General features: G+C 71.1%; 16 protein-coding genes. 9 read left to right on the top strand and 7 right to left on the bottom strand.

The features are described 5' to 3' along the window. The first annotated feature begins 31 nt into the window (after nucleotides 1-31). Together ACZ4FV_RS28025 and ACZ4FV_RS28030 are read left to right on the top strand one after the other, a co-directional pair. Complete coding sequence (locus tag ACZ4FV_RS28025) at nucleotides 32-556, top strand: hypothetical protein (protein ID WP_395859537.1); 525 nt, start codon at nucleotides 32-34, stop codon at nucleotides 554-556. A 96-nt stretch (nucleotides 557-652) separates the two neighbouring features. Beyond that, nucleotides 653-796, top strand: a complete 144-nt coding sequence (locus ACZ4FV_RS28030; protein ID WP_395859536.1) for a hypothetical protein — start codon at nucleotides 653-655, stop codon at nucleotides 794-796. A gap of 85 nt (nucleotides 797-881) precedes the next feature. Here ACZ4FV_RS28030 and ACZ4FV_RS28035 read toward each other — a convergent pair whose 3' ends face one another. Both ACZ4FV_RS28035 and ACZ4FV_RS28040 read right to left on the bottom strand, forming a co-directional pair. After that, the gene (locus ACZ4FV_RS28035; protein WP_402238612.1) at nucleotides 882-2,027 is read right to left on the bottom strand and encodes an acyl-CoA dehydrogenase family protein; all 1,146 of its coding nucleotides are present in this window, start codon (nucleotides 2,025-2,027) and stop codon (nucleotides 882-884) included. Continuing rightward, nucleotides 2,024-3,265 carry an acyl-CoA dehydrogenase family protein gene (locus ACZ4FV_RS28040; protein ID WP_395859534.1) on the bottom strand — a complete coding sequence of 414 codons (1,242 nt, stop codon included), beginning with the start codon at nucleotides 3,263-3,265 and terminating at the stop codon, nucleotides 2,024-2,026. The genes ACZ4FV_RS28035 and ACZ4FV_RS28040 overlap by 4 nt, the downstream gene beginning before the upstream one ends. Nucleotides 3,266-3,517: 252 nt before the next feature. Here ACZ4FV_RS28040 and ACZ4FV_RS28045 point away from each other — a divergent pair, with 252 nt between their 5' ends. Then, nucleotides 3,518-5,353: an AMP-binding protein gene (locus tag ACZ4FV_RS28045; RefSeq protein ID WP_395859533.1), complete on the top strand. Its 1,836-nt coding sequence runs from the start codon at nucleotides 3,518-3,520 to the stop codon at nucleotides 5,351-5,353. A 118-nt stretch (nucleotides 5,354-5,471) separates the two neighbouring features. Then, nucleotides 5,472-6,218: an HdeD family acid-resistance protein gene (locus tag ACZ4FV_RS28050; RefSeq protein WP_395859532.1), complete on the top strand. Its 747-nt coding sequence runs from the start codon at nucleotides 5,472-5,474 to the stop codon at nucleotides 6,216-6,218. Nucleotides 6,219-6,328: 110 nt separating this feature from the next. Here ACZ4FV_RS28050 and ACZ4FV_RS28055 read toward each other — a convergent pair whose 3' ends face one another. The 3 genes from ACZ4FV_RS28055 to ACZ4FV_RS28065 all read right to left on the bottom strand — a co-directional run bounded on the left by ACZ4FV_RS28055 (nucleotide 6,329) and on the right by ACZ4FV_RS28065 (nucleotide 9,929). Beyond that, nucleotides 6,329-7,840 carry a DHA2 family efflux MFS transporter permease subunit gene (locus ACZ4FV_RS28055; protein ID WP_402238609.1) on the bottom strand — a complete coding sequence of 504 codons (1,512 nt, stop codon included), beginning with the start codon at nucleotides 7,838-7,840 and terminating at the stop codon, nucleotides 6,329-6,331. 52 nt (nucleotides 7,841-7,892) lie between these two features. Further along, complete coding sequence (locus ACZ4FV_RS28060) at nucleotides 7,893-8,498, bottom strand: NADPH-dependent FMN reductase (protein WP_395859530.1); 606 nt, start codon at nucleotides 8,496-8,498, stop codon at nucleotides 7,893-7,895. A gap of 189 nt (nucleotides 8,499-8,687) precedes the next feature. Further along, a complete protein-coding gene (locus ACZ4FV_RS28065) occupies nucleotides 8,688-9,929 on the bottom strand; it encodes an MFS transporter (RefSeq protein WP_465323556.1) in 1,242 nt (413 codons plus the stop codon). Nucleotides 9,930-10,267: 338 nt separating this feature from the next. Here ACZ4FV_RS28065 and lon point away from each other — a divergent pair, with 338 nt between their 5' ends. The 3 genes from lon (at nucleotide 10,268) to ACZ4FV_RS28080 (ending at nucleotide 13,918) form a co-directional block, all read left to right on the top strand. Further along, on the top strand, nucleotides 10,268-12,685 hold the full coding sequence (gene lon / locus ACZ4FV_RS28070) for an endopeptidase La (protein WP_395859528.1): 2,418 nt from the start codon (nucleotides 10,268-10,270) through the stop codon (nucleotides 12,683-12,685). Between the two features lie 265 nt (nucleotides 12,686-12,950). Continuing rightward, nucleotides 12,951-13,511: a hypothetical protein gene (locus ACZ4FV_RS28075; protein ID WP_395859527.1), complete on the top strand. Its 561-nt coding sequence runs from the start codon at nucleotides 12,951-12,953 to the stop codon at nucleotides 13,509-13,511. A 116-nt stretch (nucleotides 13,512-13,627) separates the two neighbouring features. Next, complete coding sequence (locus ACZ4FV_RS28080) at nucleotides 13,628-13,918, top strand: YiaA/YiaB family inner membrane protein (protein WP_395859526.1); 291 nt, start codon at nucleotides 13,628-13,630, stop codon at nucleotides 13,916-13,918. 36 nt (nucleotides 13,919-13,954) lie between these two features. On the opposite strand, the gene hrpA is transcribed toward ACZ4FV_RS28080, so the two are convergent. After that, nucleotides 13,955-17,911, bottom strand: a complete 3,957-nt coding sequence (gene hrpA / locus ACZ4FV_RS28085) for an ATP-dependent RNA helicase HrpA (protein ID WP_402238600.1) — start codon at nucleotides 17,909-17,911, stop codon at nucleotides 13,955-13,957. Nucleotides 17,912-18,037: 126 nt separating this feature from the next. On the opposite strand from hrpA, the gene ACZ4FV_RS28090 reads away from it, so the two are divergent. Both ACZ4FV_RS28090 and ACZ4FV_RS28095 read left to right on the top strand, forming a co-directional pair. Next, entirely contained in the window at nucleotides 18,038-18,826 is a 789-nt protein-coding gene (locus tag ACZ4FV_RS28090) for a dioxygenase family protein (RefSeq protein ID WP_465323557.1), read from the top strand. A gap of 108 nt (nucleotides 18,827-18,934) precedes the next feature. After that, nucleotides 18,935-19,444 (top strand): hypothetical protein, encoded by a 510-nt coding sequence (locus tag ACZ4FV_RS28095; protein ID WP_395859523.1) that lies wholly within the window; start codon nucleotides 18,935-18,937, stop codon nucleotides 19,442-19,444. Nucleotides 19,445-19,530: 86 nt separating this feature from the next. Here the strand turns inward: ACZ4FV_RS28095 and ACZ4FV_RS28100 are convergent, their stop codons facing one another. Next, entirely contained in the window at nucleotides 19,531-19,839 is a 309-nt protein-coding gene (locus tag ACZ4FV_RS28100) for an antibiotic biosynthesis monooxygenase family protein (RefSeq protein WP_395859522.1), read from the bottom strand. Nucleotides 19,840-19,957: the final 118 nt, after the last annotated feature.

Raw genomic sequence — 19,957 nt, forward strand, 5'->3', positions numbered from 1 at the left:
ACCTCACGGCGACCCACGAGGTGAGCACTTTATGAGTATGAACAGCGTGAACGCCGACGGGCACCCCGCACCCGCGAGGCCCGGCGGCGAGCCGCCGACGGTTCCGCAGGGGGTGCCGACGGCCGGACCACCACCGGCGTTCGCCCCGCGCCACGCGGCGATCCCGGCGGCCACTCAGGATCGGACCCGGCAGTTCACCGCCGACGTCGGTGCCCTCAAACTGCGCGCGCCCAAGACCATGCTCGACACCCAGTTGATGTGGCTGGGCGTCGGTCTCATGGTGCTCGGGATCGGCATGGGCATCGGCGCCTACTTCATGTCGCACGGCACGACGCTGATCCTGACCCAGAACGACGCGATCACGTTGGGTCTCGCGGCGATCCCGGTCTCGCTCCTCGGGTTCGCCCTCTTCATCCGCTATTCGTTGTCCACGTATCTGCGGTTCTGGCTGGCCCGGCTGATCGCCGCCCAGCAGACGCCGCAGGCCGCCCCGGCGGTCGCCGGGCCGGGCACGGACGCCACGGCGGTGCTGCCCGCCACCCCTGCGGGGCACTGAGCGACATTCGGGGGAGGACTCCTCAACGGGCCGCGCGCGGTGTCATCCTGAACGGGACGGACGCCGCGCGCAGCACCCGTGGAGGGCAGCGAGGACATGAGCGACAACCCGCAACCGGCGGACCCCGGTCCGACCGACACCCCCGCCCGGGACGGAAAGCGCCTCCGGCTGGTCACGGTGGTGTGGGCCGTGCTGATGACGGTCGCGGTCGTGATGATCATCCTGATGTTGCGCAGCTAGGCGTGCCCGTTTCGCACAGCGCGCTCGTGACCCGGCTGTGGCCGGCCTCCGCACGGAGGCCGGCCACAGCCGCGTCGACGCCCGTTCAGATCGCGGGCGGCAGGTCCACCAGCGTGCCCAACGTGGCCCGATGCCGGTCCGAGGTGCCCAGCAGCAGCGAGGACGCCATCGCCCGCTTGAGGTACAGGTGCGCCGGGTGCTCCCAGGTGAAGCCGATCCCGCCGTGCATCTGCACACACTCCTCCGCGGCGCGCACCGCCACGTCGCCGCAGTACGCCTGGGCCAGTGCGGTGGCCACCGCCGCGTCCGCCGAGTCCTCGGCCAGACACGCCGCCGCGTAGCGCGCCGCGGCCCGGGCGGCGGCGATGTCCGACCACAGATCGGCCGCGCGGTGCCGCAACGCCTGGAAGGAGCCGATCGGCCGGCCGAACTGGTGCCGCACCTTCAGGTACGCCACCGCCTCGGCCAACGCCTGCTCGGCCACCCCCAGTTGCTCCGACGCCAGCAGCGCCGCGCCGTACCGCAGCGCGTGCCCGAACGCCGCCTCGGCGTGCTCGGGCCCGGCCAGCACCCGGCCGTGCACCTGATCCAACGTCAACTCGCCCACCGGGCGGGTCGCGTCCAGCGAGGTCACCGCGCGCCGGGTCAGGTTCGCCGCGTCGCCCGCCACCAGGGCCAGGTGCGGCTCGCCGGCCACGATCACCGGGACCACCAACAACTCGGCCCGATCCGCGGCCAACACCCCGGTCACCGCACCGGTCAGCGACAACCCCGGCCCGTCCGGCGCACCGGTCACCGACAGCGGGAAGGCGGCCCCCGGCCAGGTGCTCGCGGTCACCGCGAGCGTGCCGGTGCGGGTGCCGTCCGCGAGCACGCGCAGCGCGCCGTCGCGCGCATCGCCGGCCGGACAGGCCAGCAGCGCCGAGCCGGCCAGCACCGCGCTGGCCAGGAACGGCACCGGCGCCACCGCGCGCCCCAGCTCCTCCAGCGCCACCGCGACCTCCCGAGGCCCCGCGCCGGCCCCGCCGAACTCCTCCGGGATCAACAGCCCGGCCAGGCCCAGCTCGGCCGCGACCGCCTTCCACAGCCCGTCGTCGTACGCCTCGTCGGTGTCGATCCGCGCCAGCACGTCGTGCCACCCGCAGCGATCCCGCAACAACTCGCGCAACGTCGCGCGCAGATCCTCCTCGACCTCGCCGTACAGCAGCGACGGCATGCCGGACTCGCTCACCGGGGCATCTCCTTCCACGGCACCCTGGTGTCCGTCCGCGGCTCGCGCGGCAGGTCCAGGATCCGGTCGGCGATCACGTTGCGCAGCACCTCGGACGTGCCGCCCTCGATCGAATTGCCCTTGGCCCGCAGGTAGTAGTAGCCCGGCGCGCGCGCACCGAGCGTGGCCTGGCCCAGCTCGCTGCGGCGCATCGCCCAGTCGTCGTAGCCGAGCCCCTCCTCGCCGGTCAGCTCCAGCCACAACCGGGTCACGTCCTGGTTCAGCCGGGCGTAGGCGATCTTGGCCGCCGACCCCTCGGGACCGGGCGCGCCGGCCGCCAACTGCTGGCGGATGCGCTCGTTGCCCAGCCGGGCCACCTCGCACTCCACCCAGGCCCGCAGCAGCCGGTCGTGCAGCCCGGGCGTACGCAGCTCCGGCCGATCCCGCCACATCCGCGCGACCGCGCCGATCGCGTCCGCCTCGCGCGGGGCCGCCGCGCCGCCGATGGCCACCCGCTCGTTCATCAGCGTCGTGTTCGACACCGTCCAGCCCTGGCCCACCTCGCCCGCCCGGTGCGCGTCCGGGATCCGCACGTCGGTCAGGAACACCTCGTTGAACTCGGCCTGCCCGGTGGCCTGGCGCAGCGGACGCACCTCGACCCCCGGCGACGTCATGTCCAGGAAGAAGTAGGTCAATCCCTGATGCTTGGGCAGGTCCGGATCGGTCCGGGCGAGCAGCATCGCCCAGCGCGCCTTGTGCGCGAGCGAGGTCCACACCTTCTGACCGTTGACGATCCAGTCGCCGTCACCCTCGCGCACCGCCCGGGTGGCCAGACCCGCCAGGTCCGAGCCCGCGCCGGGTTCGCTGAAGAGCTGGCACCAGATCTCCTCGCCGGTCCACAGCGGGCGCAACAACCGGGCCCGCAACTCCGGGCCCGCGTGCGCGACGATGGTGGGCGCGCCCATCCCCAGGCCGATCGGATTGCGGTACCCACCGGCCGCCTTCGCGCCCGCCGCGGTCAACGCGCTCTCGAGCACCTGCTGCAACGCCCGCGAGGCACCCAGGCCGCCGCAGCCGATCGGGAAGTGCACCCAGGCCAGGCCCGCGTCGAAGCGATGGCCCAGGAACTCGGCCGAGGGCATCGTGGTCGGATCGTGTGCCGCGACCAGTTCGGCCACTCTGCGCCGCACCTGGGCCGCGTCGACGGCACCGGCATCCGGTCCGCCGCCGGCAGGGTCGTCCGGTTCTCGGTCGCTCACGCCGTCCCGCTCTCCCACAACCGGTGCCTCCGTCCGTCGTCATGACGCCCTGTTCATCGACACCGACGCACCGTCGACAACCGGGCCACCTGGATGCTAGGCGCTGAACTCACCGGTAGGAAGCCCGCGCCCGGGCCCCCAAGCGATGCACTCAGGCGATATGTTCGTCTCCCCGTGTGATCGAGCTACCCGCACGGACTTCAGCCGGGACCTTCCGGGATGCCGCGCGTCGCAGGGGGTGCTGTACCAGTCATGACCGCCGAAGAACTCGAGGCGGGTCTCGCCGCCGAACTCGCCGCGGACGGGGAGTCGGTCACCGAAGCACTGGACAAGTGGTCGGTGCGCACCCCGATGCGGGTCTTCATCCACTACGGCGAACACGGCCTGGACCTGAGCTACGCCGAGGCCAAGCGGGCCACCGACACGATCGCCGGCAACCTGGCCCGGGCGGGCATCCGGCGCGGCGACCGGGTGGCGGTGCACTGCCGCAGCGCGTACGCCGCCGCGCTGTGGATGTTCGGCATCTGGAAGGCCGGCGCGGTGTACTGCCCGCTGGACGCGGACGCGATCGGCGATCTGCTGGTCGAGCAACTGGAGGCCACCCAGCCGCTGCTGGTGGTCACCGAACGCGCGCTGGTGCACACGCTGGAGACGGTGCGGCCGCATCTGAACCGGCTGCCGAGGCTGACCGTGCACGACGCGGTGGGCCCCAGGCCGCCGCACGGCTACCCCGAGATCGCCTACGCCAACTTCCTGGCCCGCGCGGTGCCGCCGGCGGTGACGATCGACCCGGGCGACATCGGGATGATCGTGCACACCGCAGGGGTGACCGGGCGGCCCAAGGCCGCCCTGCTGGCGCACCGTTGGCTGGCCTCGTACACGCTGCTGCTGCGCCGGCTCACCACGCCGGAGGACGTGGTGCACGTGGACCTGCCGCTGCATTCGGTCCAGGGCGCGTTCGCGGGACTGGCCCGGGCCGCGTGGGCGGGCGCGGGCGTGTCGCTGTGGGACCGGTTCCATCCGGTCGACTTCTGGCGGCGCGTGGCCTCGGCGGGGGCCACCGGCGCGGTGTTGACCGAGACGATGGTGGGCTGGCTCGCGGGCGCGCCGGAGCGGCGCGGCGAGCGGAACAACCCGCTGAGCACGGTGCTGATGCAGCCGCTGCCGCCGACCCACCACGCGTTCGCGCGCCGGTTCGGGATCGACACCGTGGTGGCCGGCTACGGGCAGGTCGAGACGGGCCTGCCGATCGCGGCCGTCCTGGTCGGGCTCGACCCGAGCGAGGTCACCCCGGCGCCGCTGCGGCGCGGGCTGGCGCCGGCGGCGGTCGCGAAGGTGTGCTCCCGGTTGGGCGTACCGGTGGTCGACGGGGCGCGGATCGTGCGCAAGGGTTGTCTGGGCGCGCCGTTGCCGTTCGCTCGGGTGGCGATCCTGGACGAGCACGACCGTCCGGTGCCGCGCGGCGTGGTCGGCCACCTCGCGGTCCGCCCGCATCTGCCGGGCCTGTTGGTGCAGGAGTACGTGGACGATCCGCTGAGCATCGCGGAGGCCACCCGCAACCTGTGGTTCCACACCGGCGACGCGGCGGTGCTCGACGAGGAGGACGGGCTGCTGCACTTCGTCGACCGGGTCGTGGACCGGATCCGGATCCGCGGCGAGAACGTGTCGGCCTACCACATCGAGGACCTGGTCAACCAGCATCCCGACATCGCGGTGGGCGCGGTGTTCGGGGTGCCCGCCGACCGGGACGACGAGGACGAGGTGGTCCTGTACGCCGAGCCCGAGCCGGGTCGTCCGCTCGACCCGGACGAGCTACGCGCGTGGTGCGCGCAGTCGTTGCCCGCGTACATGCGGCCGGAGCACGTGCGGATCGTCGCGCGCATGCCGCGGACGCCGAACGGGCGGGTGGAGAAGTACCGCCTGCGCCGGCACTTTTTGGGTCTGGCCGATCGTCCGGGCCCGGCGGTGCGCGGGGTCGCGGTGTCGGCGGCGACGCCGATGCCCGCGGCGCGGCCGGCGCTCGCGCCCGCGCTGTCCCCGGTGCGGTCCGCGCTGCCGCCGTCGTTGCCGCCGGGAACGCGGCGCTGACCTCGTTCGCCGCGCTCGGTCATGCGGATAGCTGATCGTGCGGATATGTCGCTTTCCAATGGGAAGGCGTAACACGCACGCGACTTTGCGGGCGTGGCAGATCCGAGGAGCGGCACCCATGGACAGCACGAACGGCGTCACGGGACCGACCGCCGAGTCCGGCGCGGGGCGGCATCGGCGCAGCGGCAAGGGATTCGGGTTCGGCCTGCTGGTCGTGCTCGGCACGGTGTTGGTGCTCGGCGGGATCGTCGGTCTGGTCTACACGGGCGTGGCCACACTGACCACGATGGTGTTGTTCGGCTGGTTGCTGCTGATCGGCGGCGTGGTCGGGTTCGTCCAGGCCATCCAGGCGCGCAAGGAGAACGCGTTCTGGCTCGTGGTCGCGGTCTCCGCGCTCAACATCGCGGCGGGCGTGGTGTTGTTGCGCCGGCCCGAGGTGGCGGCCGAGGCGCTCACCCTGTTCGTGGCCCTGTTGTTGCTGGGCGCGGGCATGTTCCGGATCGTGGGCGGCGTCGCGAGCATGTCCGCCAAGATGATCTGGACCGTCCTGGTCGGCGTGGTCGACCTGGTCCTGGGCCTGCTGGTGCTGGCCGAATGGCCGAGCAGCAGCCGCTACGCGATCGGTACGTTCATCTCGCTGGCCCTGCTCTTCGACGGACTGAGCCTGGTCAGCCTCGGCCTGACGGGCCGTCGGATCGTCGGCATGGTCCGCGAGGCGGAGGTCCCGGAGGCGGGGTCGCCCGCGGCGGACGAGGTCTCCGGCGACCCGGCCTCCGCCGAGTGGAAGGCCGAACGGGACGGCACCAGGGAAGGCACCTTCAAGGGCCCGGACACGATGACGAAACGACGCGACGACGAGGTGTAGGCCGGACGCCATCGAACGCCGGACGGGCTGGTCGCAGCCCGTCCGGCGTTCGATGATGTCCCGCCCCGGCAGGGGCCCATGGTGCGTCGGCGGCCGGCGAAGCGGCGGACCTACCTCGCCTCGACGTGCGCCGCGGGTGTGCGCCGGCTCATCAGCAGCGCCGGCAGGAACGCCAGTGCCATGAAGCTCACGGCCCACCAGTACGTCCCCTGGAAGGCGTCCGCCAACCGCGGCCCGATCTCGGTGACCACCGCCGGCGACAACGAGTGCAACTCGCCGAGCCCACCGGCCCCCTGCCCGGCCGGCAGGCCGTCCCGCATCGCGCCGGCCAGCAGCACCGACATCAGCGCCCCGCCGACCGCGGCCGAGACCTGCTGGATGATGGTCAAGGTGGTACCGGCGACCGCGACCTGCTCGTGCGACATGGCGCGCAGCGCGGAGGCGGTGGTCGGCATCAGTGTCATGCCGACCCCGACGCCCATCACCGACAGGCAGGACATCAGCACCCAGTAGGGGGTGTCCGCGGCGACCTGCGTGGTGAAGGCGAGGAACCCGGAGGCGGCGACCACGATCCCGACCAGCACGATCCGTCCCGGCGCGACCCGGTCGCTGAGCCTGCTGGCGACCTGCATCGACAGCGCGGTGGCCAGCGCCTGCGGTGCGCCCAACAGGCCGGAGGCGGTGGCGCTCTCGCCGCGCACCAGTTGGTAGTACAGCGGGGCCAGCATCATCGAGCCGAAGTACGCGCAGACGAACAGCACCATGGTGCCCGCGGCGGCCACGAACGGGCGGCTGCGGAACAATCGCAGGTCGATCAGCGCGTGTTCGATCCGCAGGGCCCGGACCACGAAGCCGACCACCAGGAGCGCGCCGAGCACGGCGGGCACCAGCGCCCCGGTGGAGCCGAAGTCGCCCTTGTCGCCGCCGGTGGCCAGGCCGTAGATGAGTAGCGCCAGACCGGGGGAGAGCATCAGCAGCCCGGGCACGTCCAGCGGTTTGGTCGGCTGCGGGGTGTCCCGCGGGAAGACCCTGGCGGCCAGCCCCAGGGCGATCGCGCCGATCGGCACGTTGATGAAGAAGATCCAGCGCCAGGACACGTCGTCCACGAGCCAGCCGCCCAGGATCGGGCCGGCGAGCGGGCCGATCAGGACCGGGATGCCCAGGATGGCCATCGTGCGGCCCATCCGGGCGGGATCCGAGGCCCGGGCCAGGATGGTCATCCCGACCGGCATGATCAGGCCGCCGCCGAGCCCCTGGAGGACCCGGAAGGCGATCAGCGATTCGGCCGACCAGGCCAGTCCGGCCAGCACGGATCCGGCCGCGAAGGTGCCGATCGAGAACATGTACAGGCGTTTGGTGCCGAACCGGCCCATCGCCCACGCGGCCACCGGGATGACCGTGGCCAGGGCCAGTGTGTATCCCGTCGCCACCCATTGGATGGTGGCGAGCGGGGCGTCGAAGTCCTGCGCGAGGTGGTTGAGCGCGACGTTGACGACGGTGACGTCGAGTACGGACATCACCGAGCCGAGGACGACCACGAGGGCGATCGCCGCGATGCTTCGGGAAGGGGTGGGGACGTCGGCCGCGGGCGCACTCGCGGTCGGGGCGGTGGTCGTTGCCATCACGGGCTCCTGGCGTTCGGCGGAGGAATGGCGGCGGCTTCCCGGACGGTTCTCAGACGCCGTACGGGCGGCGCGCGCGCATCGACCGGGAGGCGTCGGTCCACCACGCGAGCTGATCGAGCATCACCTTGGCCGCGGCGTCGGTGCCCGCGACGTCGACCGGCTGCCCGTCCGCGTCGAACTTCTCCCAGGCCATCGGGAACGCCAGCCCGTCCCGGGTGGTGACCATGTGCTGCTCCGCGAAGACCAGGCGCAGTTGCTCGACGGCGCGCAGGCCGCCGGAGATGCCGCCGTAGGACACGAAGCCGACCGGCTTGCCCTGCCACTCGCCGCGGAACAGGTCGATCATGTTCTTCAACCCGGCCGGGAAGCTGTGGTTGTACTCGGGCGTGACCACCACGAACGCGTCGGCGGCGTCGAGCCGGGCACCGACCGCGGTGACCACGGCGGCGGGTTCGCTGCCCATCGGGGCCCACACGTCCGGCAGCCGGTCGTGCGCCAGGTCGATGATGTCCACCTCGAAGTCCCCGTGCTGCTCGGCCTTGCCGGCGAACCAGGTGGACACGACCGGAGCGAAGCGACCCTCGCGGGTGCTCCCGACGATGACGGCCAGCCGGAAGGTCTTCGGAGTGGTGGTGGTCTGCGTGTCGGTGCTCATGGGATCCCCCAAGGAGATGAAGAGAAGTGCGAACGAGTCCTGTGCGGGCCCGGAATCGTTGCCGTCCGAGCGCCTGGTGAAGACGTTAGAAGTTGAAGTTAACTTCAGGTCAAGCCCGGATCCGCACTTCTCTTCCCGAGTCGTCACCCGGACCCGGCCCGGGGGTTGCCGGTGCCGAGGGGGAATCGTTCAAGCGCGCTTCGCGTCCGTAGCCGTCGGGGACGCCTCGTCCGGGCCGCCGAGGGCGGTCAGGACGGCGATCGTGGCCAGGGCCACGGCACCGGCGCACACCATGACCGTCGAGGGGGAGGAGGCGTCGACGACGGCGCCGCCGGCGAGCGCGCCGGTTGCCAGGGTGAGCTGGAACGACGACGTGAACACGACCGTGGCGGCCTCCTGGGCGTGCGGCGCGGAGCGGGCGAACCAGGTCTGCGAGCAGGCCGGGACGGCGCCGTACGCCAGGCCCCACACCACGAGCAGGCCGATCGCGCCCGCGTCCCGGCGGCCGAGGAGGGGGAACAGCAGCGTGGCGACGGCGATCAGCGCCGCGCTCGTGAGGAACGTCGCGCGCAGGTCGCGGACCATCGTCACGCCCGCGACGAAGTTGCCGACGATGCCGGCCACGCCGAAGGTCAACAGGTAGACGCCGATCAGCCCCCGGTCCACCCGGGTGACCTGCTCCAGGAACGGCGTCACGTACGTGTAGGCGCCGAAGTGCGCGATCACGATCAGGCAGGTCGCGGCGAGGCCGATCCGGATGCCGGTGCCGCGCAGCAGATCGCGCAACACCCGGGCCCGGGTCACCTCGAGCGCGGGCAGCGGCGGCAACAGCACGGCGAGCGCGATCGCCACGCCCAGCGCGAGCACGCCCATGACCACGAACGAGGCGCGCCAGCCGATGTGTTCGCCGAGCTGTGTACCGGCGGGCAGACCCAGCACGGAGCCGGCCGGAACGGCCGCGAAAATCACGGCGGTTGCCGTACCCACCCGCTGCGCACGCACCAACCGAGGCGCCAGTCCGGCCCCGATCGACCAGAACCCGCCGATGGTGACCCCCACCAGCGCCCGCGCCACCAACACCACCCAGAACGCGGGCGCGACGGCCGCGAGGAAGTTCGCCGCCGCCAACAACACGATCAGCGCGACCAACATCGTGCGCCGATCCAGCCGCCCGGTGCACACCGTCACCACCGGCGCGCAGACCGCCGCCAACAGGCCCGGTACGACCATCAACCACCCGGCAGTGCCATCCGAGACGCCGAAGTCGTCCCCGATCGGCGTCAACAACCCGATCGGCAGAATCTCGCTCGTCACGATCGCGAAGATCCCGACCGACAGACACACCACGCCCGGCCAGTACCGGCGCGGCTGCCCCGCGTCCGATCCGGGTGCGTCGGCGGTGTGCGAGTCGGCTCCGGCAATGACGGACATGACGTCCCTTTCGGCAGGGCGGGGGAGGGGATCCCCGACAACGGGGAGTCCCAGTACAACCGCCCCCGCCGCCCCGGGTCTGGCGGTATCCCGCCCTCAACGTCACCCCGTCCTCGACATCACGAGCCCGTCGCCCCCCGACCTGCCGACGTCCTGCCCCCGATCTCCCGGCCCCCGACCTGCCGCCCCCGACGCCCGACCCCCGCCCCCGCCTGCCGGCCGAAGCGCTTCGCTGTGGGCGAACAGGGATCGGAAGGGTGGGGGAACAAAGAGGGGCTCTTGTTTCTTGAGTCAGTGCAGCGCAACTTTTTCGACTGTGGCTACCTGAGGGGCATGACATGAGCGAGACCATCGGGACACTGACCCTGCCGGTTCTTCCGCTGGACGACGTGGTCGTCCTCCCCGGCATGGTGGTCCCGCTCGAACTCGACGACGCGGAGACCCGTGCCGCCGTGGATGCCGCGCGGGCCGCCGCGGGGCGGTCCGCCGGACCCGGCATCCGTAGTGAGAGCAAGGCGCGGGTGCTGCTTGTTCCGCGTGACGACGGGCAATACCCGGCGGTGGGCACGCTCGGGGTGATCGAGCAGGTCGGTCGGCTGCCCGGGGGTGAGTCGGTCGTGGTGGTGCGCGGCGAGAGCCGGGTGCGGATCGGCACCGGAACCACCGGTCCCGGCGCGGCGCTGTGGGTCGAGGCGACCCGGGTGACGGACGTCGAGGCGGACGAGCACACCCACGAGCTGGCCCGCGAGTACAAGGCCCTGGTCACCACCGTGCTGGGCAAGCGCGGCGCGTGGCAGGTGGTCGACCACGTACAGGCGCTGGAGGACCCGAGCGACCTGGCGGACAACTCCGGCTACGCCCCGTACCTGACGCTTCAGCAAAAGATCGAGGTCCTGCAGACTGTCGACGTCCAGGAGCGGCTGACCAAGGTCGTCGGCTGGACCCGGGACCACCTCGCCGAGCTGGACGTGGCCGAGACGATCCGCAAGGACGTCCAGGAGGGCATGGACAAGCAGCAGCGCGAATTCCTGCTCAAGCAGCAGCTCGCCGCGGTGCGCAAGGAGCTCAACGAGCTCAACGGCACCCCGGACAGCGAGGAGGAGGACTACCGCGCCCGGGTCGAGGCGGCGAACCTGCCGGAGAAGGTGCTGGCCGCCGCGCTCAAGGAGGTCGACAAGCTGGAGCACGCCTCCGACGCGTCGCCCGAGGGCGGCTGGATCCGCACCTGGCTGGACACCGTGCTGGAAATGCCGTGGAACGAGCGCAGCGAGGACGCGTACGACATCGCCGAGGCGCGCGCGATCCTGGACGCGGACCACTCCGGCCTGGTGGACGTCAAGGAGCGCATCGTCGAATACCTCGCGGTGCGCAAGCGCCGCGAGGAGCGCGGGCTGGGCGTGGTCGGCGGCCGGCGGTCCGGCGCGGTACTGGCCCTGGTCGGCCCGCCCGGTGTCGGCAAGACCTCGCTGGGCGAGTCGGTGGCCCGCGCGATGGGTCGCTCGTTCGTCCGGGTCGCGCTCGGCGGCGTGCGCGACGAGGCCGAGATCCGCGGCCACCGGCGCACCTACGTCGGCGCCCTGCCCGGTCGCATCGTCCGGGCGATCAAGGAGGCGGGCAGCATGAACCCCGTCGTCCTGCTCGACGAGATCGACAAGGTCGGCTCGGACTACCGCGGCGACCCGACCGCGGCCCTGCTGGAGGTGCTCGACCCGGCCCAGAACCACACCTTCCGCGACCACTACCTCGAGGTCGAACTCGACCTCTCCGACGTGGTGTTCCTGGCCACGGCCAACGTCCTGGAGACCATCCCCGAGCCGCTGCTCGACCGGATGGAACTGGTCCGGCTCGATGGCTACACCGAGGACGAGAAGGTCGTCATCGCCCGGGACCACCTGATCAAGCGTCAGTTGGACAAGGCGGGTCTGGACGACACCGAGGTGTCCTTCACCGAAGACGCGCTGCGGCTGCTGGCGGGCGAGTACACCCGGGAGGCGGGCGTGCGCACCCTGGAGCGCTCGATCGCCCGCGTGCTGCGCAAGGTCGCGGCCCGACAGGCGCTGGACGCCGACGCGCACCCGCTGCCGATCACGGTGGACGCCGGCGACCTGCGCGACTACCTCGGGCGGCCCCGGCACACCCCGGAGTCGCTGCTGAGCAAGGCCGAGCAGCGCACCGCGGTGCCGGGTGTGGCCACCGGGCTCGCGGTCACCGGCGCGGGTGGCGACGTGCTCTACATCGAGGCGTCGCTCGCGGACGCCGAGACGGGCGGTACGGGACTGACCCTGACCGGCCAACTCGGCGACGTGATGAAGGAGTCGGCGCAGATCGCGCTGTCCTACCTGCGCTCGCGCGGGGCGGAGCTGGAGGTACCGGTGGGCGACCTCAAGGACCGAGGCGTGCACATCCACGTCCCGGCCGGCGCGGTCCCCAAGGACGGCCCGAGCGCCGGTGTCACGATGACCACCGCGCTGGTGTCGCTGCTCACCGGGCGGCCGGTCCGCTCGGACGTGGCAATGACCGGTGAGGTCTCGCTCACCGGCCGGGTACTGCCGATCGGCGGCGTGAAGCAGAAGCTGCTCGCCGCGGAGCGGGCAGGTGTGACCACCGTGCTGATCCCCAAGCGCAACGAGGCCGACCTGGACGACGTGCCCGAGGAGATCCTGAGCCGACTCACCGTGCACGCGGTCGCCGACGTGCGCGAGGTGCTGGAACTGGCCCTGGAGCCGGCCAACGCCAAGCACACCATCGCCGCCTGATCCTGCGTCGACCTGCGAAAACCCTGCTGCGCGAGTCGCCTTCCGGGCGGCTCGCGCAGCATCTTTCGGCCAAGATCGGACAAGCCGGTTGGCGGTGAATCTCGATTCGGTCACGCGCCGGATAGTTCGGTTGGTTGCTGTCAGTATTCGCGGCATGTCATATGGAACGGGTGGGGGCCCGGGTTGGGGAGACGGTTCGTCCGCTTCGCCACCGCCTGGGTTTCCGCCGCAACCTCAGCCACAACGTCCCTGGTACCAACGCACCTTGTGGATCGTCGTCCTGCTCGTCGTGTTCGCGCCGGTGGGCATCTTCCTGATGTGGAAGTACACCGACTGGCAGCGCCCGCTGAAGATCGGCGTCGCGATCGTCGCGGGCGTGGTCTTCCTGGTCGCCTTCGCGAACGCGGTGTCCGATGGGAAGGACGACTCCGGAAAGGACAAGGTGACGCCGGCCTCGACGTCGACGCCGGTCCCCTCGGGTGCGGCAACGACGCCCGCGCCCGCCGCCACCACGGCGGCGCCGACGAGCGCGCCGCCGGTGAGCAGCACAGCGCCGCCGCCCGCGACCACGGCTCCCGCCGAACCGCCACCGGCGGCACCGGCGCAGGACGAAGCGAACGTGCCGAAGGCCGATCCACCGAAGGCCGATCCGCCCAAGGTGGACCCGCCGAAGGCAGACCCGCCCAAGGCCGATCCGCCGCCGGCTGATGCGGGCGTGAAGGTCAGAGGCCAGTTCTGTTCGCAGCTCGGCGCCACGGCGGTGAACAACAAGGGTGAACCGCTGGTGTGCGCCAACAGCACCAACGGCACCAAGCGCTGGACGTAGCACCGACCGACATCCACATCGCCGACCTGTACGGCCCCCGGCCTTCCGCCGGGGGCCGTCCCACTTGAGTACACCTACTCATGCGCGCAACACCCGGTCGGCCCAACACTGTTGCCATGACAACGCCGCTGCGTACCAACAACACCCAGGGCTTCTTCGTTCAGGCCGCGCTGTCCTTCGGCGTATCCGTGAGCGCGGTCCTGATCGGGATCGTCTACCTCCCGGTGGACCGCTGGATCCGGGCCTTCCTCGGCCTCGGCGTGCTCTACGTCGTGACGTCGAGCATCACCATCGCCAAGGTGGTCCGCGACCGCCAGGAGAGCGAGGCCGTGGTCAGCCGGGTCGACCAGGCGCGCCTGGAGAAGCTGTTGACCGACCACGACCTGTTCCGCAACGACGGGATCTGAGCCCGAAGGGGCGGTGCTCGACGCGCCGCCCCCGGCCTACTGGCCCAATTCCTCGATCGTCTTCAGGATCCGCTTGTCGGACACCGGCTGCGGTGTGCCGAGCGACTGGGCGAAGTAGCTCACCCGCAGTTCCTCGATCTGCCAGCGCACCGCCGCGACCTCCGCCGGGATCGGTCCGCCCTTGGTTTGACGGTCCATCAGGTCCCGGTAGGCCGCCTGGATCTGATGGACCTTCAACATGCGCTCGCGATCTCGGACCGGGTCCGCCTCCAGACGCTGCAACCGGCGCTCCATCGCCTGGAGATAGCGATGCACGTCCGGCAGCCGGCGCCAACCCGCCTCGGTCACGAAGCCCTTGTGCACCAGCGCCGTGTACTGCGCCTTCAAGTCGGCGAGCGCCGGTGCCAGCGCGGGACTCCGGGTGGCCTTCAGCCGCCCGGCCACGTTGTGCGACGCACCCAGGACGCGCTCGACCTTGACCACGGTGTCCTCGGTCAGCCGAGGCAGCCCGGCCTTGACCCGATCACGCAGCCGCGCGAAGCCGGCCTCGTCCCACACCGGGCCGCCCGCGTCCTGGATCAGCATGTCCGCCGCGCACGCGAGGATGTCCTCGAAGAGCGCGTCGATGCCGCCGTGCGGGTTGTGGCTGAGCGTCAACTTGGCCATGTTGGGCAGCCGGCCCTGGATCTGCTTGACCGGCGACTGCACGTTCAGCAGCACCAGACGCCGCGTTCCGCGCCGCATCGCGCGCGACTGCTCGGGTTCGCTGTCGAACAGCCGGACCGCCACGGACGCGCCCTCGTCGACCAGCGCCGGATACGCCTTGACCACCAGCGGCCCGCGTCGCTGTTCGACCACACGCGGCAGTTCGCCGATGCTCCAGGCGCTGACGCCCGTGCGCTCGATGTCCAGCGTGCTCGCCGCCTCGGACACCGCGGCCCGCATCCGGTCGCGCAGCTTGAGCTTGAGCGCCTCCAGGTCCTTGCCCTCGGCGAGCGTGCGCCGGTCGTCGTCGAGCACCCGGAAGGTCATCCGCAGGTGCTCGGGCACCTTCGTCAGGTCCCACGTCTCGCGCTTGACCGGCATGCCGGCCATCCGGCTCAACTCGCGCTCCAGCACGTCCACCAAAGATCCCCGGCGAGCCGGGATCCGGGCCAGGATCGCGCGCGCGTAGTCCGGCGCCGGCACGAAGCCGCGGCGGATGCCCTTGGGCAGCGCACGGATGTACGAGGTCACCAATTCCTCGCGCAGGCCCGGGATCTGCCAGTCGAAGCCCTCGCCGGTGAGCTGGTTGAGCACCGCGACCGGGATGTGCGCGGTGACCCCGTCCGCGTTCGAGCCGGGCTCGAACTGATAGGTCAGCTTGAGCTCCAAGCCCTCCTCGACCCACGTGTTCGGGTAGTCCTCCTCGGTGATCGCGCCCGCCTTGGCGTTGATCAGCATGGACTTCTCGAAGCTCAGCAGATCCGGCTCGGCCCGGTGGGCCTTCTTCCACCACGCGTCGAAGTGCCGTCCGGAGACCACATCGGCCGGGATGCGTTCGTCGTAGAAGTCGAACAGGGTCTCGTCGTCGACCATGATGTCCCGGCGGCGGGCCCGGTGTTCGAGTTCCTCGACGTCCGCGAGCAGGCGCCGGTTGGCCGCGAAGAACTTGTGGTGCGTACGCCAGTCGCCCTCCACCAGGGCGTGCCGGATGAACAGTTCGCGGGACAGCTCCGGGTCGACCTTGCCGTAGCCGACCTTGCGCGCGGCCACGATCGGCACGCCGTACAGCGTGACCTTCTCGTAGGCCATCACCGCGGCCATCTTCTGTTCCCAGTGCGGCTCGCTGTAGGTGCGCTTGATCAGGTGCCCGGCCAGCGGCTCGATCCACTCGGGCTCGATCCGCCCGGCGATCCGCGCCCACAGGCGGGACGTCTCGACGAGTTCGGCCGCCATCACCCACCGCGGCGGCTTCTTGAACAGCGCCGAGCCGGGGAAGACCGAGAAGCGGGTGCCGCGCGCGCCGCCGTACTCGCGCTTGGCAGGGTCCATCAGGCCGATGTGCGAGAGCAGTCCGGACAGGATCGCGGTGTGGATGTGCTGCGTGTTCGGCTCCTGCGGTTCGCCGACGGCCTCGATCCCGAGCGACTTGGCGGCCGAGCGCAACTGGCTGTGCAGATCCTGCCATTCACGTATGCGCAGGTAGTGCAGGAACTCGCTCTTGCACAACTTGCGGAACCGGCTCGAGGACAGCTCGTCGCGCTGTTCCTTGATGTAGTTCCACAGGTTGAGATATGCCAGGAAGTCGGATTCCTTGTCCGCGAACCGCGCGTGCAACTGATCGGCGTGCTGCTGGTGTTCCGCGGGGCGCTCGCGCGGATCCTGGATGGACAGCGCGGAGGCGATGATCAGCACCTCGCGCACCACGCCGTTGCGGTCCGCCTCCAGGATCATCCGGGCCAGACGCGGGTCGACCGGCAACTGGGACAACTTGCGGCCGACCGGGGTCAGCCGCTTGCGTACGTCCGGCTCGTCCGGGTCCAGCGCGCCCAGTTCCTGGAGGAGTTGGACGCCGTCCTTGATGTTGCGCCGGTCCGGCGGCTCCACGAACGGGAACGCGGCGATGTCGCCGAGGCCCAGCGCGGTCATCTGGAGGATGACCGAGGCCAGGTTGGTGCGCAGGATCTCCGGGTCGGTGAACTCGGGCCGCGACTCGAAGTCCTCCTGTGAGTACAGCCGGATGCAGATGCCGTCCGAGGTGCGCCCGCTGCGGCCCTTGCGCTGATTGGCGGAGGCCTGCGAGACGGCCTCGATCGGCAGCCGCTGCACCTTGGTGCGCAGGCTGTACCGGGAGATCCGGGCGGTGCCGGGGTCGATCACGTACTTGATGCCCGGCACGGTCAGCGAGGTCTCGGCGACGTTGGTCGCGAGCACGATGCGTCGCCCGGTGTGTTGCTGGAAGACCCGATGTTGTTCGGCGGCGGACAGGCGCGCGTACAGGGGCAGTACCTCGGTGTTGCGCAGCTGTCGTTTGTTCAGCGCCTCGGCGGTGTCCCGGATCTCGCGCTCACCGCTGAGGAAGACCAGGATGTCGCCGGACGCCTCGCCGAGCAGTTCGTCCACCGCGTCGCTGATCGCCTGTACCTGATCACGATCGTCGGCGCGGCGTTTGCCCCCGCTCTCCTCGTCGTCGTCCTCGTCCTCGTCGATCTCCGCGACGAGCGGGCGATAGCGCACCTCGACGGGATACGTACGGCCGGACACCTCGATGATCGGCGCGTCGTCGAAGTGCTGCGAGAAGCGCTCCGGGTCGATCGTGGCCGAGGTGATGATCACCTTGAGGTCGGGACGGCGCGGCAACAACTGTTTGAGGTAGCCGAGCAGGAAGTCGATGTTGAGGCTGCGTTCGTGCGCCTCGTCGATGATCAGCGTGTCGTACTGGCGCAGCAGCCGATCGTTTTGCACCTCGGCGAGCAGGATGCCGTCGGTCATCAGCTTGACCAGCGTGTTGTCACTGGACTGGTCGTTGAAGCGGACCTTGTAGCCGACCACGTCGCCCAGTTGTCCGCCCAGCTCCTCGGCGATGCGGTCGCCGACCGTACGCGCGGCGATCCGGCGCGGCTGGGTGTGCCCGATCAGGCCCTGCACCCCGCGACCCAGCTCCAGGCAGATCTTCGGGATCTGGGTGGTCTTTCCGGAGCCGGTCTCGCCCGCGACGATCACGACCTGGTGGTCGCGGATCGCGGCCAGGATGTCGTCCTTCTTTTGGCTGACCGGCAGCGCTTCGGGGTAGCCGATCGTGGGCACGGCGGCGCGCCGGTTCGCGACCCGCGTCTCGGCGGCGTCGAACGCGGTGATCAGGCTCTCGGTCTCGGCGACCTGCTGCGGACCCTTGCGGTTCTTGCGGGTCCGGTCGAGACGACGGCGCAGACGGTCCTGATCCCGAAGCATCAGGTGGGGCAGGCGCGCCTGGAGGTCGGCGAGCTGAGATGTGGCTACTGGCGTTCCCATTACGGGGTCAAGGATAAGTGGCACCCCGGGGGCGCAGGCCAGCGGATTACTCCCGACGGCGATCCCCCGGCAGATCCTCCTGTCATGTCAATTGTTGAACGTAGAACTACTTGGTATCCTGGGCGCATGGACATCACCTCGCCCCGGGGCGCCGCGCGCATGCCCGTCGTCTACCTCGGTCACGGCGCACCGCCGCTCGCGGACGACGCGCTGTGGACCGGCCAGCTCGCCGCCTGGTCCGCCGAGCTGCCCAGGCCCACGGCGATCCTGATGGTGTCCGCGCACTGGGAGGACGCCCCGATCGCGCTCGGCGCGACCCGCACGATTCCGCTCGTGTACGACTTCGGTGGCTTCCCGGAGCACTACTACCGGGTCAGGTATCCGGCGCCGGGCGCCCCCGACCTCGCGGCGCGGGTGCGGGCGCTGCTCGGACCCGACGTGCAGGATGTGCCGGAGCGCGGCCTCGACCACGGCGCGTACGTACCGCTGGTCGAGATGTACCCGGATGCCGACGTGCCGGTGCTCCAGATGTCGCTGCCCACGCTGGACCCGGTGCGGCTGTACGAGGTCGGCCGACGGCTCGCGCCGCTGCGCGAGGAGGGTGTGCTGATCGTGGGCAGCGGTTTCTTCACGCACAACCTGCGTGGCCTGGATCCCCGGGCGGACGCGCCGGCGCCGGGGTGGTCGAGCGAGTTCGACCACTGGGGCGACGAGGCGTTCCGCGCCGGCGACGTGGACGCGCTGCTCGACTTCACCCACAAGGCGCCCGCCGCGCGCCTGGCACACCCCAGGACCGAGCACCTCGCGCCGCTGTTCGTCTCGCTCGGCGCCGGCCACGAGGACCTGGACCGGCTGAGCCAGGTGATCGACGGCTTCTGGTTCGGGCTCTCCAAGCGATCCATCCAACTGGGCTGACGCGGCGGAGCCGGATGGCGCGGCGGAGCCGGATGGTCCGAATAAGGCCAATGTCGTAAATAAACGGAACTGCGCCACGGCGCGCCACCGGAGCCGTAACGTAGCCGCATGGCTGCCAGAACCCTGCCGCAGAGCTGCGTGGGAGTCGGCTGCATGCTCGTGCGTGAGCACCTGAACACCGAACAGCGTTTCTGGGCGGCGAGGTTCTTCCCGTCCGGCGGCGTACGGGAGGACAGCGGGCTGCTCGTCGCGCTGCTGATGGCGTCGGCGCTGCACCGCGTCGCGCGCGGCCTGGGCATGTCGGACGCCGACCCGGACGCCGTGATGCGAGTTCCCGTGGTGCCGACGCACGCGCTCCTGCGCACCGACCACGACGCGATCGAGGCGGCTCGGACCTTCACCAATCCGGCCGAACTCGACGAGTTTCACACCCGCCTGACCCGCCTGTGCCCGGGCCGCGACGCGGTCTGGCCCTCGGTCCGCTGGACCGCCGAGGACCTCCTGCTGGTCTACGCGCACGCGGCGGCGACCCACCGGGTGCTCCCCACCCTGGACCCGACCCGGGCCCTGGCCGACATCGACCCGGGCCTGACCGTGGCCGGGTTGTGGGAGGAGTGAGCCCGGGCGGGCCCCGGGGTCGGTACACGCGAAGGTCCCCCGCCCCGTCTCGGGCGAGGGACCTCGGTATCGACGCGTTCCGCGCCTCAGGCCTCGTCGGCCGGGGTCAGGCCGCTCTCGTAGTGCACGATCGTCGGCGGGACCGCGAAGAACTCGCCGACGATGGCCCGCCACTGCGGAAACAGGTCCGACTCGCGGAAGCCGACCGTGTGCGCCTCCAGGGTCTCCCAGCCGATCAGCAGCAGGTACGACGTGGGCGACTCGACCTGGCGGATCAGGCGCGCCCAGCGGAAGCCGTCGGACTTGGCGACGACCTCGCGGCCCCGCAGGAACGCGGCCTCGAATTCGGCCTCGCGACCTTCCGCGACGGTGATGTCCGCGTGCTCGATGATCATGACAGGCTCCCTGCTCGGTCGGATCGGCTGCCGGGCTCGGATCGGGTGAACGATCCGGGTCCGGGCGACAGGAGGATCGTGGCGAACCGCCCAGGCGCTGATCGCGCCGGGGCGGTTC

It is taken from the genome of Embleya sp. NPDC025285 (assembly GCF_055558835.1).